The sequence below is a fragment of the Pseudomonas serbiensis genome (assembly GCF_030580745.1).
Taxonomy (GTDB): Bacteria; Pseudomonadota; Gammaproteobacteria; order Pseudomonadales; family Pseudomonadaceae; genus Aquipseudomonas; species Aquipseudomonas serbiensis.
In genome coordinates this window covers 14,672-27,756 of the sequence record NZ_JAUQOO010000019.1, presented here as the reverse complement: position 1 = coordinate 27,756, position 13,085 = coordinate 14,672, and the positions used below count along the sequence as shown (strand labels likewise).

General features: G+C 59.2%; 11 protein-coding genes. All 11 read right to left on the bottom strand.

What is annotated here, in order from left to right; genetic code table 11:
* Window positions 1-136: 136 nt before the first annotated feature.
* The 11 genes from Q6A51_RS21365 to Q6A51_RS21315 all read right to left on the bottom strand — a co-directional run bounded on the left by Q6A51_RS21365 (window position 137) and on the right by Q6A51_RS21315 (window position 13,047).
* Window positions 137-1,429 carry an adenylosuccinate synthase gene (locus Q6A51_RS21365; protein WP_117167321.1) on the bottom strand — a complete coding sequence of 431 codons (1,293 nt, stop codon included), beginning with the start codon at window positions 1,427-1,429 and terminating at the stop codon, window positions 137-139.
* 54 nt (window positions 1,430-1,483) lie between these two features.
* Window positions 1,484-2,671 carry an ATP phosphoribosyltransferase regulatory subunit gene (locus tag Q6A51_RS21360; RefSeq protein ID WP_198724385.1) on the bottom strand — a complete coding sequence of 396 codons (1,188 nt, stop codon included), beginning with the start codon at window positions 2,669-2,671 and terminating at the stop codon, window positions 1,484-1,486.
* A 272-nt stretch (window positions 2,672-2,943) separates the two neighbouring features.
* Window positions 2,944-3,813: a protease modulator HflC gene (gene hflC, locus Q6A51_RS21355; RefSeq protein ID WP_201018189.1), complete on the bottom strand. Its 870-nt coding sequence runs from the start codon at window positions 3,811-3,813 to the stop codon at window positions 2,944-2,946.
* Window positions 3,813-4,988, bottom strand: coding sequence for an FtsH protease activity modulator HflK (hflK, locus tag Q6A51_RS21350; RefSeq protein WP_201001770.1), 1,176 nt, complete (start codon window positions 4,986-4,988; stop codon window positions 3,813-3,815). Before hflK ends, hflC begins: the two co-directional genes overlap by 1 nt.
* A 96-nt stretch (window positions 4,989-5,084) precedes the next feature.
* Window positions 5,085-6,386: a ribosome rescue GTPase HflX gene (hflX, locus tag Q6A51_RS21345; RefSeq protein WP_201001769.1), complete on the bottom strand. Its 1,302-nt coding sequence runs from the start codon at window positions 6,384-6,386 to the stop codon at window positions 5,085-5,087.
* Between the two features lie 12 nt (window positions 6,387-6,398).
* A complete protein-coding gene (gene hfq, locus Q6A51_RS21340) occupies window positions 6,399-6,659 on the bottom strand; it encodes an RNA chaperone Hfq (protein WP_025258296.1) in 261 nt (86 codons plus the stop codon).
* Between the two features lie 91 nt (window positions 6,660-6,750).
* Window positions 6,751-7,722: a tRNA (adenosine(37)-N6)-dimethylallyltransferase MiaA gene (gene miaA, locus Q6A51_RS21335; RefSeq protein ID WP_201018190.1), complete on the bottom strand. Its 972-nt coding sequence runs from the start codon at window positions 7,720-7,722 to the stop codon at window positions 6,751-6,753.
* Window positions 7,723-9,663 carry a DNA mismatch repair endonuclease MutL gene (gene mutL / locus Q6A51_RS21330; RefSeq protein WP_304575676.1) on the bottom strand — a complete coding sequence of 647 codons (1,941 nt, stop codon included), beginning with the start codon at window positions 9,661-9,663 and terminating at the stop codon, window positions 7,723-7,725.
* A complete protein-coding gene (locus tag Q6A51_RS21325) occupies window positions 9,663-11,090 on the bottom strand; it encodes an N-acetylmuramoyl-L-alanine amidase (RefSeq protein ID WP_201001767.1) in 1,428 nt (475 codons plus the stop codon). The genes mutL and Q6A51_RS21325 overlap by 1 nt, the downstream gene beginning before the upstream one ends.
* Before the next feature lie 2 nt (window positions 11,091-11,092).
* Complete coding sequence (gene tsaE, locus Q6A51_RS21320; protein WP_201018191.1) at window positions 11,093-11,563, bottom strand: tRNA (adenosine(37)-N6)-threonylcarbamoyltransferase complex ATPase subunit type 1 TsaE; 471 nt, start codon at window positions 11,561-11,563, stop codon at window positions 11,093-11,095.
* On the bottom strand, window positions 11,551-13,047 hold the full coding sequence (locus Q6A51_RS21315; protein ID WP_304575675.1) for an NAD(P)H-hydrate dehydratase: 1,497 nt from the start codon (window positions 13,045-13,047) through the stop codon (window positions 11,551-11,553). The genes tsaE and Q6A51_RS21315 overlap by 13 nt, the downstream gene beginning before the upstream one ends.
* Between the last annotated feature and the right edge of the window lie 38 nt (window positions 13,048-13,085).

The following is a 13,085-nucleotide window of genomic DNA, read 5'->3' as shown; positions in this document are numbered from 1 at the left end:
GGCACCTTTTTTGACACTTCTATGTAGCAAGCGTCGTGCCGTTCGGCAAGCACAATCCCGTGCCTGGAATACCAGACAGCCAGAAACGAGAAAGGGCCGCAAAATGCGGCCCTTTCTTACAACTCAAGCAGTTCGATCAAGCAAACGGATGACGCAGAACGATGGTTTCGTTGCGGTCAGGGCCGGTGGAGATGATGTCGATAGGCGCGCCTACCAACTCTTCGACACGCTTGATGTAGGCACGAGCATTCTCAGGCAGCTCTGCCAGAGTTTTGGCACCCAGAGTGGATTCGCTCCAGCCTGGCATCTGCTCGTAGACCGGACGCAGGCCGTTGTAGCTGTCGGCATCGGTAGGCGCTTCGATTACAGCACCATCTTCGTTCTCGTAACCAACACAGATATTGATGGTTTCCAGCCCATCGAGAACGTCCAGCTTGGTCAGGCACAGGCCCGAGATGCTGTTGATCTCGATAGCACGACGCAGGATGACAGCGTCGAACCAGCCACAACGACGGGCACGGCCAGTGGTAGCACCGAACTCGTGACCACGCTTGGCCAGGAAAGCACCTACGTCATCGAACAGTTCGGTCGGGAAAGGACCCGAACCAACGCGAGTGGTGTAGGCCTTGGTGATACCCAGGATGTAATCCAGGTACATCGGACCGAAACCCGAACCGGTGGCGATACCGCCAGCCGTGGTGTTGGAGCTGGTGACGTACGGATAAGTACCGTGGTCGATGTCCAGCAGCGAACCCTGGGCGCCCTCGAACATGATGTCTTTGCCATCGCGACGCATTTCATGCAGCGCAGCAGTGACGTCGAGCATCATCGGCTTGAGCAGGTCAGCGTATTCCATGCACTCGTCGAGAGTCTTCTGGAAGTCGATGGCAGGCTCTTTGTAATAATTGACCAGCACGAAGTTGTGGTAGTCGAGCAGCTCGCCCAGCTTGGCCGCGAAACGCTCACGGTGGAACAGGTCACCGATGCGCAGGCCACGACGGGCAACCTTGTCTTCGTAAGCCGGGCCGATACCGCGACCTGTAGTACCGATCTTCAGTTCGCCACGAGCCTTTTCACGCGCCTGATCCAGCGCAACGTGATACGACAGGATCAGCGGGCAGGAAGGGCTGATGCGCAGACGCTCGCGCACCGGAATGCCTTTCTCTTCAAGCTTGACGATTTCGCGCAGCAGCGCGTCGGGCGCAACCACTACACCGTTACCGATCAGGCACTGCACGCCTTCGCGCAGAACACCGGACGGAATCAGGTGCAATACGGTCTTCTCGCCATCGATCACCAGAGTGTGACCTGCGTTGTGGCCACCTTGATAGCGAACCACGGCGGTAGCATGTTCGGTCAGCAGATCAACGATCTTGCCTTTGCCCTCATCACCCCATTGGGTGCCCAGGACTACGACATTCTTACCCATAACACTTGTCCTCATTCACGCAAACTTGGTGCCGGCGGCGGCCGGCAGGAATACTCAAGAAGCCAGCGGCATTACCTGCCAACGCTCGCCATGCTGAATCAATTGCCGATCACAGTCGGCTTCACGCGCTGCACTCACCTGTTGCCCAGGCAAAGCCTGAACCACACGCTGCCCCTCGCTGCGCAACTGGCAAACCTGCTGCCAGAGTGCTGCATCCGTACTGTCCGGCATCCAGATACCACCAGATGGCAGTTCGATTTCTGCACGACCCAGTGTCACCAGGGTTTTCAGGTCCGTGGAGAAACCGGTAGCCGGACGGGCGCGACCGAAGTCGGCGCCGATATCATCATAACGACCGCCCTGGGCAATCGATTGACCTACACCCGGTACAAACACCGCGAACACCACACCGGTATGGTAGTGGTAACCGCGCAGCTCACCGAGGTCGAAATACAAAGGCAACTGCGGGAAGCGTGCAGACAGACGATCGGCGATGCTCAGCAGATCGTCCAGCGCAGCCAGCACAGGTGCAGGCGCATTCGCCAGACGGTCACGCGCAGCAGCCAGAACCTCACGACCGCCACACAGATCGACCAGCGCACGCAGCATAGTGGCCAGTTCTTGCGGCAGATCGGCGGTCAGGGCGATCACTTCATCGATGGCCTTGCGTTGCAGCGCATCGAAAAGCTGTTGCTCGACCTCGCCCGACAGACCGGCAGCACGTGCCAACCCACGATAGATGCCGACATGCCCGAGGTCCATGTGGACATCAGGCACATCCGCCAGTTGCAGCATTGCCAGCATCAGGCTGATGACTTCGACATCGCTGCTCGGGCTCGCATCGCCATACAACTCGGCACCCAGTTGAATCGGGCTGCGCGAGGATGACAGTGCGCGCGGCTGAGCATGCAGGACACTGCCTGCATAGCAGAGACGACTTGGCCCTTCACGCTTGAGGGTATGCGCATCGATACGCGCCACCTGAGGCGTGATATCGGCACGAAACCCCATTTGCCGCCCCGACTGCGGATCGATCACCTTGAAGGTGCGCAGATCCAGATCGGAACCTGCTCCAGTGAGCAGGGACTCCAGATATTCGATATGCGGGGTGACGACAAACTCATAGCCCCAGCTCTGGAACAGATCCAACACCTGACGGCGCGCTACTTCGATACGCGCCGCTTCTGGTGGCAGTACTTCTTCGATGCCATCTGGTAGCAGCCAGCGGTCAACCGTTGCCATTACGCCATTCCCCTATGATCCGGGTGGCCAGCCATGAGGCAAGCCTTGAGTGAAGCAGAGAGCGGTCGCCCCGTATTACGGGCACGACAAACACCCGAGACAGGCCTTGCAGACCACTCTCCTCGAAAAATCTTGCCGCCCGCCAAGTCGGCTGCGGCCAATCAATCGTGCAGACGCAAAAAAGCCGGGAATTTCCCGGCTGCCGCATCATACACACGTTTTACCGTACGATCACCCCACCGGGCGGTTTTGCCGCCCGGCGGGTTGATGAATTACGGTTTGGCTTTTTCCAGGAAGCGGAAAAACTCGCTGCCCGGATCAAGCACCATCACGTCACTCTTGCTCGTGAAGCTTTCGCGGTAGGCACGCAGGCTACGGTAGAACGCATAGAACTCCTGGTCCTGACCATAAGCCCTGGAGTAGATCGCAGCAGCCTGGGCATCACCATCACCGCGCGTCTCTTCAGACTCACGATAGGCTTCAGCCAGCAACACGCGACGCTGACGATCGGCATCGGCACGAATACCTTCAGCCAGCTCGTTACCCTTGGCACGATGCTCACGCGCTTCGCGCTCACGCTCAGTGCTCATGCGCTCGAAAACGCTGCGGTTGACTTCCTTGGGCAGGTCAATGGCCTTGACCCGGACATCGATCACTTCGATACCCAGCTCTTTCTCCGCCATCCTGTTCAGGGAACCGGTGATGTCAGCCATCAGCGCGTCACGCTCACCCGACACGACTTCGTGCAGGGTGCGCTTGCCGAACTGGTCACGCAGGCCGGATTCCAGACGACGCGACAGACGCTCATCCGCAATCTGCTTGAGGCCGGAAGTCGCGGTGTAGAAACGCTCCGCATCCTTCACGCGCCACTTGGCGTAGGCATCGACCATGACCGCTTTCTTTTCCAGCGTCAGAAAACGCTGGGTAGGCGCGTCGAGCGTCAGCAGACGACCATCGAACTTGCGCACCTGGTTCATGTAAGGAATCTTCACATGAAGGCCCGGCGGCACATCGGTCTTGACCACACGACCGAATTGCAGCAGAACCGCACGCTCGGTCTGGGACACGATATAGAGGCTGTTCCAGGCAACTATTGCCAGCACCACGCCAACAATAAGGGTGATCAGCGATTTATTGCTCATCAGCGACTCTCCCTGGTACGTACATCGCGCTGCGGGGTATCGGTTCGAGTACCGACATCCGTTCCAGTCGCGGATGGACTACCGGAACCCGAAGTATTTCCGGCACTACCGCCACGACTGCTTTCGATCATCTTGTCGAGCGGCAGGTAAAGCAGGTTGTTCTGACCCTTGTCGCCGGTCACGAGAACCTTGCTGGTGTTGCTGAAGACTTCCTGCATGGTGTCCAGATACAGACGCTGGCGGGTAACTTCAGGTGCCTTGCGGTATTCGGCAACCAGCTTGGTAAAGCGGTCAGCCTCACCCTTGGCGCGGGAAACCACTTCATCGCGATAGCCATTGGCATCTTCGATGATGCGCTGAGCCTGACCACGGGCTTCCGGGATCACGCCATTGGCATAGCTTTCAGCCTGGTTGCGCGCACGCTGCTCGTCTTCACGGGCACGGATCACGTCATCGAAGGCTTCCTGTACTTCACGCGGCGCAGCAGCGCTCTGCACGTTCACCTGAGTAATGGTGATACCGGTGCGATAGGTATCGAGGAATCGTTGCAGACGCTCCTTGATTTCGCTCGCCATCAGCTCACGACCTTCGGTCAGCACCTGGTCCATCGCCGTGGAACCCACGACATGGCGCAGCGCACTTTCGGTGGCGTGTTGCAGGCTGATTTCAGGCTGATCGACGTTCAGCACGAAATCCTGCAGGTTGCTGATCTTGTATTGCACGGTCAGCGGCACTTCGACGATGTTCTCGTCTTCGGTCAGCATCTGCCCCTGCTTGCTGTAGGCACGCTCGCGAGTGACGTTTTCCATGTACTTGCGATCGAACGGCGGGAAATAGATATTCAGACCCGAACCGACGGTTTCGTAGTATTGGCCGAAACGCAGAACGACAGCCTGCTCCTGCTCATCAACGACATAGACAGCGTTGTAAAGCCAGAAAGCGAAAAGCACGACCAGCCCGATGCCCAGCAGGCCGAAGCCACCGCCGCCACCCGAACCACCGCCATTGCCGTCACTGCTGCGTTTCTTACCGCCGCCGAACAACCCATTCAGGCTTTCCTGCAGCTTACGGAAGGCCTCGTCGAGATCAGGTGGTCCCTTGCGGTCGCCGCCACGGCGTTTTCCACCCCAGGGATCTTGATTATTCGAGTTGCCACCCGGCTCATTCCAAGCCATAGCGCTCTCCATCTGATAAAGCAAAGACGCGCCCACGGCGCGCCGACCAATGCTACAGAATGCCCGTTAAAGCCGTACAATGGCTTTACCGCGCTTTTATTGCAAAGTGTGTTGCTCAATGAACTCCAGCGGCTGCTGTCCTTCGCGACTCACCAGACGATTCAATTCAACTCGCGGCAGACGTACTGCCAGAAGACTGGCACCTTCTTCGTCATGCGTCTCGCTCTGCACCGCGCCCAGCTCAAAAAACTGTGCGCGCAGTCGAGCAAAACGCTGAGGCAAACGCAAGGTGCCCACAAACAAATCGTCACCGAGCAACTCGGCTACAGCCTGCTTGAGCAGGTCCAGCCCTCGGCCATCACGGGCAGACAACCAGACACGCTGCGGCTTGCCATCGGCATCGCGTTGTATCTGGGGGTCGACCCCTTCCAGCAAATCGAGTTTGTTATACACCTCAAGGATCGGCAAGCCCTCGGCCCCGATCTCGCCCAGCACCGCCATGACCTGTTCGATCTGCGCCATGCGCTCAGGCTCATGGGAGTCGATGACATGCAGCAGCAGATCCGAGTTGCTTGATTCTTCGAGCGTCGCCCGGAAAGCCTCGACCAGCTTGTGCGGCAGATGGCGAATGAAACCCACGGTATCGGCCAGCACAATCGGCCCCAGGTCATCGAGTTGCAGGCGGCGCAGGGTCGGATCGAGTGTTGCGAACAACTGATCGGCCGCGAAAACCTCGGAATCGGTCACGGCATTGAACAGCGTCGATTTGCCGGCGTTGGTATAGCCCACCAGTGAAACCGAAGGAATATCGGCACGCTTGCGCCCTCTGCGGGCCTGATCTCGCTGACTGCGAACCTTTTCCAGGCGCGCCTTGATCTGCCGCAGGCGAACCCGAAGCAGGCGGCGGTCGGTTTCGAGCTGGGTTTCACCCGGACCACGCAGACCGATACCACCTTTCTGTCGCTCAAGGTGGGTCCAGCCACGAACCAGACGGGTACTCATGTGCTCAAGCTGGGCCAGTTCGACCTGCAGCTTGCCTTCGTGAGTGCGCGCACGTTGCGCGAAGATATCCAGAATCAGACCGGTGCGATCCAGCACGCGACACTCGAAGACACGTTCGAGGTTACGTTCCTGGCTGGGCGTCAGTGTGTGATTGAAAATAACCAGATCGGCCTGCTCGACCTTGACCTGGTCGCGAAGCTCTTCGACCTTGCCAGTGCCAATCAGGTATTTGGCCGATGGCCGATGACGCGGCACGCTGATAAACGCGACGGTATCGGCACCAGCCGATATGGCCAGCTCCTGAAACTCCTGCGGATCTTCGCGCGCCTCAGGGTCCTGACCATCCAAGTGAACGAGAATTGCCCGCTCACCACCACTGTGGCGCTCAAAGAACAAGGCAGACTCCTATCAGGCGTTACCTGGCTCAGCATCACCCGAATCGGAATCGGTAGCGCTAGGCAGGCGAATCGGACGGACAGGAACAACGGTGGAGATGGCGTGCTTGTAGACCATCTGGCTGACAGTGTTTTTCAGCAAGATGACGAACTGGTCAAAAGACTCGATGGTGCCTTGCAGCTTGATGCCGTTTACCAGGTAGATCGAAACCCCTACCTTTTCTTTACGTAAGGTATTCAGGTAAGGGTCTTGTAGCGAATGCCCTTTTGACATGTGCCGCACTCCTTTAAGGATCAATAATAATAAAACGAATTCAATTGGCTTGAACCGCCACCCCCCAAGGATAGACGGCTATTGCAAGGACTCAGCTCAATATGGAGACCGATCCCAGGTATTTCAAGGCGCGTGGCAGATTGTCGCGTGCCAGGCTGTCCAACCAGTGCAAATTCTCCCAACTGCGTAGCCAGGTGAATTGCCGTTTGGCCAGCTGGCGCGTTGCAATGATGCCCCGCTCCTGCATTTCATCCCGTGTCAGCTTTCCATCCAGGTGATCCCAGACCTGGCGATAACCGACAGCTCTTATCGATGGCAACCCCGAATGAAGGTCTCCTCTTGAGCGCAAAGCCAGTACTTCGTCCAGAAACCCCTGATCCAGCATTTGCATAAAGCGTAGCGCGATACGGTCATGTAGCACCTTGCGATCAGCCGGAGCTATCGCAAGACTGGCGACAGTATAGGGCAATTGCTGACGCCCGGACGCTGCGGCTTGAGCAGTTTGCTCAGATTGTTGCTCGCGATGCGCAGTCATGCTCATCCCGCTGACTCGATAAACCTCCAGAGCCCTGATCAGACGCTGCGGATCGTTGGGATGGATTCGTGCCGCAGACACAGGGTCCACAGCGGCCAACTGATCGTGCAACGCCTGCCATCCATGAGCCCTGGCCTGGGCTTCAAGCTCGGCTCTGACCTCTGCATCGGCAGCCGGCATATCCGCCAGCCCGTCCAATAGAGCCTTGAAATACAACATAGTGCCGCCTACCAGCAAAGGAATATTTCCCCGTGCGGTAATTTCGGCCATGGCGGCCAGGGCATCGGTACGAAAATCGGAGGCGCTGTAGCTTTGCGACGGGTCGAGAATATCGATCAGACGATGGGGAAATTCAGCCAGTTGCTCACGGGAAGGCTTCGCTGTGCCGATATCCATGCCGCGATAGACCAGCGCCGAATCGACGCTGATCAGCTCGCAAGGCAGGACTTTAGTCAGCTCGATGGCAAGATCGGTCTTGCCGGCAGCGGTTGGCCCCATGAGGAAGATGGCCGGAGGTAAAGCATTCATTCAACGACCGCGCAGGAATAATTTGTCCAGATCGTCCAGGCCCATCTGAGTCCAGGTTGGTCGACCATGATTGCATTGGCCACTGCGCTCGGTGTTTTCCATGTCGCGCAGCAGAGCGTTCATTTCGGGAATGGCCAGACGGCGATTGGCCCGAACCGCGCCATGACACGCCATGGTGCCCAGCAGTTCGTTGATATGCGCCTGAACCCGGTCGCTGGTGCCGTATTCCATCAGATCGGCCAGCACATCACTGACCAGACGGTTAGCCTCGGCCTGCTTGAGCAACGCTGGAATCTGCCGGATCGCCAGGGTTTCCGGGCCAAGGCGCTGCAACTCGAAGCCCAGGCGCTGGAAGGTCGCAATATGCTCTTCGGCACAATCGGCTTCGCGCTGACTGACCGCCAGCGACTCGGGCACCAGCAATGGCTGCCCGCTCAAGCCTTCACTGGCCATGGCGACTTTCAGGCGTTCATACATGATGCGCTCGTGGGCGGCATGCATGTCCACCAGCACCAGCCCGTGGGCGTTTTCGGCCAGGATATAAATACCCTTGAGCTGCGCCAGCGCGTAACCCAGTGGCGGAATATCGCTTTGCGACTCGGGCAGTGAAGCCGGCGCAGCCTCGGGCAGCGGTGCGAAAAACTCGCGATAGGCACTTTGCGCCTCAGCCGTAGGCAACGCCGCTGTCGGACGCGGTGAGTACTGATATTGATAGCCGCCACCCGAACCGCCAGACGCCGGTCGCGCATAAGGCTCGCCTTGCGGCTGTTCCAGCACGTTGTTCGCCAGACGCATTTCGCCCTGCGGCCCGAACTCCCCGGCCTGAGGTCCGCTGGGACGCTCGACCACAGGGATCGGCGCACTGGCCAGTTGATCGTCGGGACGAACATCGCCAAGAGCACGGTGCAAGGTGCCGTACAGAAAGTCATGCACCATGCGCCCGTCGCGGAAACGCACCTCATGCTTGGTCGGGTGGACATTGACGTCCACTGCCGCCGGATCAAGCTCGAAAAACAGCACGAACGTCGGATGGCGACCATTGAACAGCACGTCGCGATAGGCCTGCCTAACGGCGTGAGCCACCAGCTTGTCGCGCACGGCACGGCCATTGACGAAGAAATACTGGAGGTCGGCCTGGCTGCGCGAGAAAGTCGGCAAGCCAACCCAACCCCACAGATGCAAGCCGTTGCGCTCGATCTCTATCGGCAGCGCCTGCTCCAGAAAGCCCGGCCCGCAGATTGCCCCGACACGACGCGCCCGCGCCGCTTCGTCATGGGCTTCATGCAGGCTGAGCACGGTCTTGCCGTTATGACGCAGATGGAAAGCGACATCGAAACGCGCCAGCGCCATGCGCTTGATGACTTCCTGCAAATGGTCGAATTCGGTTTTCTCGGCCTTGAGGAACTTGCGGCGGGCGGGGGTATTGAAAAACAGATCACGCACTTCCACCGAAGTACCGACCGGGTGTGCGGCGGGCTGCACCCGCGGCTCCATGTCACGGCCTTCGGTTTCGACCTGCCAGGCCTTGTCGGCATCGCGAGTACGGGAAGTCAGGGTCAGACGCGCCACGGAACTGATCGACGCCAGTGCCTCGCCCCGAAACCCCAGACTCATGACCCGCTCAAGGTCTTCCAGTTCGCGGATCTTGCTGGTTGCATGTCGCGCCAGCGCCAGCGGCAAGTCATCGGAAGAAATACCACTACCGTCATCACGAACCTTCAGCAGTTTGATACCGGCCTGTTCGACATCGACGTCAATGCGCCGAGCACCGGAATCCAGGCTGTTTTCCAGCAGTTCCTTGATGACCGAGGCCGGGCGCTCGACCACTTCGCCCGCGGCGATCTGGTTGGCCAGCCGAGGGCTGAGCAGTTCGATTCGGGCAGCATTCACTGCTGCATTCAAGGCGTCGGATTGGTCGCCATCGAGAAGGAGGTCACTCATTATTGTGCCGCGACCTCCGCACTCGGAATGCTCAGATCCTGGCCAATACGCAGCGCATCGGTCTTCAGGTTGTTGGCACTGCGCAAGGTCGCCACGCTCATGTCATAACGGGCAGCCACCATCGCCAGGGTTTCACCGGAACGCACGACATGGGTACGAGGCCCCTGCGCCAGCTTACCGTTGTCCCGCAGCCAGGCAATATAAGTGCCTTGAGGCGGGTTTTGCTGGAAGAACTGTTTGACGCCCGAGTTGATCGAGCGTGCCAATGCTTGCTGGTGAGAAGCAGTGGTCAGCTTGTTCGCTTCGTTGGCGTTGGAAATGAAGCCGGTCTCAACCAGAATCGACGGGATATCCGGGGACTTGAGCACCATGAATCCGGCCTGCTCGACACGGGACTTGTGCAGCGAAGTCACCCGCCCGATATTGCTCAACACCTTCTGCCCGACGTTCAGGCTCGACGACAGCGAAGCCGTCATGGAAAGGTCCAGCAGCACGCCTGCCAGCATCCGGTCCTTGTCGTCGAGACTGACCGCACCGGCACCACCGATCAGGTCGGAACGGTTTTCACTGTCCGCCAGCCAGCGCGCCGTTTCGGAGGTCGCGCCCTTGTCGGACAAGGCAAACACCGAGGCACCGAACGCCGCCTTGGAGGGTGCAGCATCCGCATGAATGGAAACAAACAGATCAGCGCCCTTGGCCCGAGCGATTTCAGTGCGTTTGCGCAATGGAATGAAATAGTCGCCGGTGCGCGTCAGTTCAGCGCGATAGCCCTTTTCACCATTGATCTGGCGCTGCAATTCCTTGGCAATGGACAGCACCACATGTTTCTCTTGCTGCCCGCTGCCACCCGAGGCTCCGGGGTCTTCACCACCATGGCCGGCATCAATCACGACCACGATGTCGCGCTTGCCGTTGGGCACGGGTGCCAGCTTGATTTCAGGCTTGGCCGGGCTCACGGGAACAGCCGGTGCGGTATTGGCCACGTTATCCGGGATAGTCGGAGTCGGATTGGCATCGGCAGGATTGTCGAACAGGTCCACCACCAGACGGTTGCCGTATTGCTGGTTGGGAGCCAGGGTAAAGCTCTTGGGCGTGACCACCTTTTTCAGGTCGATGACCACCCGCAGATCAGTCGGGGTACGTTGAGCCGAACGCATGCTGGTGATAGGCGTATTGGCCGTTGCCACGTTCAGCGGCCCGGCGAGCGTCGCACCGTTGATATCGATGACCAGACGATCAGGCGATGTCAGAGTAAAGACACTGTGCTGGACTGGCCCGGACAGGTCGAAAACCAGCCGGGTGTTATCCGGTGCACGCCATAAGCGGACACTTCGTACTTGCGTAGCAGCCAGCGCTTCGACGGCCACGGCCATCACCAGCAGACCCACTACAGTAACCAGCGCGCGCATGCGCATACCTAACCCCATATCTATTTGAATTCCAACGCCAAAGTGGCACACCAAGTTTCGCCACGCGAGCCTTGCGGGCTCAATGTTACAGACCGACCTTGCTCGTGCGGCCTAATGGTAATGGTCAGGTCAGGCTTTGGCAAAAAGCCCGTGCCGCGCCGAGGCCATTCGATCAGGCAGAGAACATCCCCATCGAAGTAATCCCGCACGCCCATGAACTCAAGTTCCTCTGGGTCAACCAGACGATACAGGTCGAAGTGAAAGGCACGTATCGAGCCGATTTCATAGGGTTCGACCAGCGTGAACGTAGGGCTTTTGACTGCGCCGACATGCCCGAGCCCGCGGATGAGGCCCCGGGAAAGCGTGGTCTTGCCTGCACCAAGGTCGCCTTCAAGGAAAATGACGCCCACACCCTGGGTGACCTGACCCAGACGCGAGCCAAAGCCCATCATGGCCTCTTCGCCAGTCAAATGCAGCGTTAACTCAGACACGGTTGTAACTCCTCCAATAACTGACGAATGGCTGGAATTGTATCGCTTGCCGCCAGCCCGCGACCTGAAACACCGGCCTGTTCTCCGGCGCGGGCATGCAGCCAGACACCGAGACACGCCGCATCGAATGACGTCATGTGTTGCGCCATCAGCGCGCCGATCAGGCCGGCCAGCACATCGCCCAGGCCTGCGGTAGCCATAGCGGGATGACCGCGATCACACAAGGCAAGGCGTCCATCGACATCGGCAATCAGGCTGCCGCTGCCCTTGAGCACACAAACGGTATTGAATTTACGGGCCAGGGCACGAGCCGCCGTCGGGCGATCCGCCTGGACCTCCTGGGTGCCGATCCCCAGAAGCCGCGCAGCCTCACCGGGATGCGGGGTAATGACGCTGTTTTCCGGCAGGCTCACAAAGCCACCCGCCAATTGATTCAAGGCATCGGCATCCCAGACCTGCGGTCGCCCGGCATCAGCCGCTGCCGACAACAGACTGCGCCCCCAACTCGCCTGCCCCAATCCGGGACCGACCACCAGCACAGCGGCTGGCTCGATCAAAGCCAGCAACTGATTGGCTGATCGAATGGCTGCACTCATGACTTCAGGCATTCTCACCAATGCAGCAGACACATGCTCGCTACGGGTCGCAAGGGTGACCATGCCGGCGCCGCTACGCAAGGCGCTTTCGGCACTCAGCAAGGCAGCGCCACCAAAACCGTGATCACCTCCGATGACCAGGACACGCCCATACAGGCCTTTGTGAGCTGTCTGGGGACGCGGCGTCAGCGCCGGCAGGTTAAATGTATCCAGGCGTTTCGCACTGATTGGCGTTTGCACGACCAGACTTGAATCAGCCTGCAAATCGTCGAAAACCAACTCTCCGACCAGATCCGCCGCATCGCCCGTCAGCAACCCCAACTTCAACCCTATAAAGGTCACGGTCAGGTCGGCACGTACGGCAACACCCAGGGTGCGCCCGGTATCGGCACTCAAGCCTGACGGGATATCCACAGCCGCGACCGGCAAGCCACTGGCGTTGATCGCATTGATCACTGAAAGATAAGGCTCGCGCACCTCGCCGCTCAAGCCTGTACCGAGCAAGGCATCCAGCACCACACCAGACAGCGGTTGCGCGGACCATGGCTGAATATCGACACCTGTTGCGACAGCCTCACCGTGGGCCGTCGCCGCATCGCCCGCCAGCGCAGCCGGATCACCGACAGCCAGCACCCTCACCCGCCAGCCAGCCTTCCGGGCCAAGGACGCCACCAGATACCCGTCCCCGGCGTTGTTGCCGCGCCCGGTCAGCACTGTCAATTCACCAGCCTGCGGCCACTGCCGACGCACCGCCCGCCAGGTCGCATGGGCGGCGCGCTGCATCAATTCCAGGCCCGGCGTACCCGCAGCGATCAGCCGGGAATCGAGGTCCCGGACCTGCGCAGCGCTGTACAGCGCGTCGGGTAAATGAGGTTTAGTGTCGAACATGCGTATCCGGGCTCCGATGTCTGGCAGAATTATACGCA

Bases quoted from the DNA above. Each gene is read 5' to 3' on its own strand.
- Q6A51_RS21365 (WP_117167321.1), bottom strand. From the start codon at position 1,429: ATGGGTAAGAATGTCGTAGTCCTGGGCACCCAATGGGGTGATGAGGGC.
- Q6A51_RS21360 (WP_198724385.1), bottom strand. From the start codon at position 2,671: ATGGCAACGGTTGACCGCTGGCTGCTACCAGATGGCATCGAAGAAGTA.
- hflC (WP_201018189.1), bottom strand. From the start codon at position 3,813: ATGAGCAATAAATCGCTGATCACCCTTATTGTTGGCGTGGTGCTGGCA.
- hflK (WP_201001770.1), bottom strand. From the start codon at position 4,988: ATGGCTTGGAATGAGCCGGGTGGCAACTCGAATAATCAAGATCCCTGG.
- hfq (WP_025258296.1), bottom strand. From the start codon at position 6,659: ATGTCAAAAGGGCATTCGCTACAAGACCCTTACCTGAATACCTTACGT.
- miaA (WP_201018190.1), bottom strand. From the start codon at position 7,722: ATGAATGCTTTACCTCCGGCCATCTTCCTCATGGGGCCAACCGCTGCC.
- mutL (WP_304575676.1), bottom strand. From the start codon at position 9,663: ATGAGTGACCTCCTTCTCGATGGCGACCAATCCGACGCCTTGAATGCA.
- Q6A51_RS21325 (WP_201001767.1), bottom strand. From the start codon at position 11,090: ATGGGGTTAGGTATGCGCATGCGCGCGCTGGTTACTGTAGTGGGTCTG.
- Q6A51_RS21315 (WP_304575675.1), bottom strand. From the start codon at position 13,047: ATGTTCGACACTAAACCTCATTTACCCGACGCGCTGTACAGCGCTGCG.